At 72.5% G+C, this 2,290-nt stretch carries 2 protein-coding genes and 1 tRNA gene; 2 read left to right on the forward strand and 1 reads right to left on the reverse strand.

Annotation, left to right across the window (positions count from 1 at the left end; genetic code table 11):
- Positions 1–413, reverse strand: a 413-nt coding sequence (locus ACSNOC_RS27530; protein WP_436750293.1) for a DUF3662 domain-containing protein, incomplete at its 3' end; no start/stop codon positions are given.
- Between the two features lie 295 nt (positions 414–708).
- Between ACSNOC_RS27530 and ACSNOC_RS27535 the strand changes: the two genes are divergently transcribed.
- Together ACSNOC_RS27535 and ACSNOC_RS27540 are read left to right on the forward strand one after the other, a co-directional pair.
- Positions 709–795: transfer RNA gene (locus tag ACSNOC_RS27535), tRNA-Leu, on the forward strand.
- Positions 796–1,026: 231 nt separating this feature from the next.
- Complete coding sequence (locus ACSNOC_RS27540; RefSeq protein ID WP_436750294.1) at positions 1,027–2,193, forward strand: glycosyltransferase; 1,167 nt, start codon at positions 1,027–1,029, stop codon at positions 2,191–2,193.
- The last annotated feature ends 97 nt before the right edge of the window (positions 2,194–2,290 follow it).

Below are 2,290 nucleotides of genomic sequence, written 5' to 3' on the forward strand. Positions count from 1 at the left end.
GGCGGGGCGCCGTAGGTGGGGGCCTGGCCGGCGGAGGAGGAGGCGGCGACGGTGCGGCTGCGCACGCGGTACAGGCCGGTGTCCAGGGACTCGGACTTCTCCAGGTGGACCTGGATCTCTCCCATGAAGGTGTACCGCTGCTGCTTGGCGTACTCCTTGACCATGCCGGCGAGTTCGTCCCCGAGCTGGCCGGCGTAGGGGGAGAGACGCTGGAAGTCGCCGGCGCTCAGCTCGACGATGAAGTCGTTGGGCACGACGGTGCGTTCGCGGTTCCAGATGGTCGCGTTGTTGTCGCACTCGCGCTGCAGCGCGCCCGCGATCTCCACCGGCTGGACCTCGGACTTGAAGACTTTGGCGAAGGTGCCGTTGACGAGGCCCTCCAGCCGCTGCTCGAAGCGCTTCAGTACTCCCATGTGCACCTCCTTCTCCGATGTCCAGGCGCGGCTGAAGTGGTAGGGCTTACTGATCGTATCCACGCCCGAGACGATCAGGTGGTTCCCCTCTGGATACCCGTCCTCCCCCGGATCGTAGGGGGGAGCTTGGAACAGTGTCGCGCATGTGCGGAGGGAATGCGGAGGGGATGGGGGGAGCGCCCGGGCACCGGGCGATACGCGGGTGAGGGCACGCCCCGGAGCGTGTTAGCCTTCTGGTGTCGGCGGCGCTCAGCCGGACAGGACAGTCCGGGTGGAAGCCCTCGGCGGCACCCATGCGCGGGTGGCGGAATAGGCAGACGCGCTGGATTCAGGTTCCAGTGCCCGAAAGGGCGTGGGGGTTCAACTCCCCCCTCGCGCACCACAGAGTCAAGACCCCTGGTTTCCAGGGGTCTCTCTTTTTGTGTTCCTCGGGCTGTTCTCCCTGAGGAACTTTTTATATGTAAATCACAGAATGCATTTTTGTGCCCGGTGTGTGCCGTTATGCGTGATTTCTCATTTGATATCTGTCATGGTTTTCCCGCCTGCCGGAAAGTTCGCCTGGAGGGTGAGCCATGCACTGTCTGACCTGCGGTGACGCACGCGAGGACCGGGCGTGCTGACCGTATTGCACCTCGCGCAGCCGGTCGACGGCGGCGTCGCCCGGGTCGTCACCGACCTGGTGCGGGCGCAGACCGCCGCGGGAGTGCGCGCCGTCGTCGCGTGCCCGCCCGGCGGGGGGCTCGGGAGAACGGCCGCCGCGGCCGGGGCACGGGTCCGGCTGTGGCTCGCGGAACGCGGGGCCGGGCCGAATCTGCCGTGGGAGATCGCGTGCGCCGCCCGCATCGCGCGCCGCGACCGGCCCGACGTGGTGCACCTGCACAGCGCCAAGGCCGGGCTCGCCGGGCGGCTCGCGCTGCGCGGGCGGCTGCCCACCGTGTTCCAGCCGCACGCCTGGTCGTTCGAGGCCGCCGGCGGTCCCGTTGCCCAACTCGCCGTGGGCTGGGAGAGGTTCGCCACACGGTGGGCCGACCGCGTGGTGTGCGTCAGCGAAGCGGAACGGCTGCGCGGGCGCGCGGCTGGGCTGACCGCGCGGTGGGAGGTGATCGCCAACGGCGTTGATCTGGAACGGTTCCCCGTCGCCGACGGCGTGGCCCGCCGCCAGGCGCGGGCCGCCCTCGCCACCGTGCACGCGCTGCCGCAGCGCGCCCCGCTCGTCGTCTGCGTCGGCCGGCTCTGCCCGCAGAAGGGACAGGACGTGCTGCTGCGCGCCTGGCCCCGGGTCGCCGCCCGCGTGCCCGGCGCCCGGCTCGCCCTCGTCGGCGACGGGCCCGACGGCGCCGCGCTGCGCCGCGCCGCCGGGCCCGGGGTCCTCTTCGCCGGGCACACCGACGAGGTCCAGCCCTGGTACGCCGCCGCCGACGTCGTGGTGCTGCCGTCCCGCTGGGAGGGGATGGCCCTGGCGCCTCTGGAGGCGATGGCCACCGGCCGCCCGGTGGTGCTCACGGACGTCGGCGGGGCCCGCGAGTGCCTGCCGCCGGGCCACGTCCCGCACTGCCTCGTGCCCCCCGGGGACCCCGGTGCCCTCGCCGGGACCCTGGCCGCGCTGCTGGCCGAGCCCGCCCGCCGCCGCGCGCTCGGCCGCCAGGCCGCGCAGCACACCCGCGGCTCCCACGACGTGCGGCGCACCGCCGCTGCCTGGGCCCGGCTCTACCAGAGCCTGGCCGACGGCGGCGAGCCGGACGAACCCGCGTCCGAGGCGAGGGAGTTCAGCAGGCCATGACCACGGAAGGCATGACCGGCACGACTGAACCCGGGGAAGGGCGGCATGGGAACCGCGACGGAACGCGACGGCGAGCGCCGGGCCGCCGCCACCGGAC

The sequence above is a fragment of the Streptomyces sp. URMC 129 genome (assembly GCF_051386415.1).
Taxonomy (GTDB): domain Bacteria; phylum Actinomycetota; class Actinomycetes; order Streptomycetales; family Streptomycetaceae; genus Streptomyces.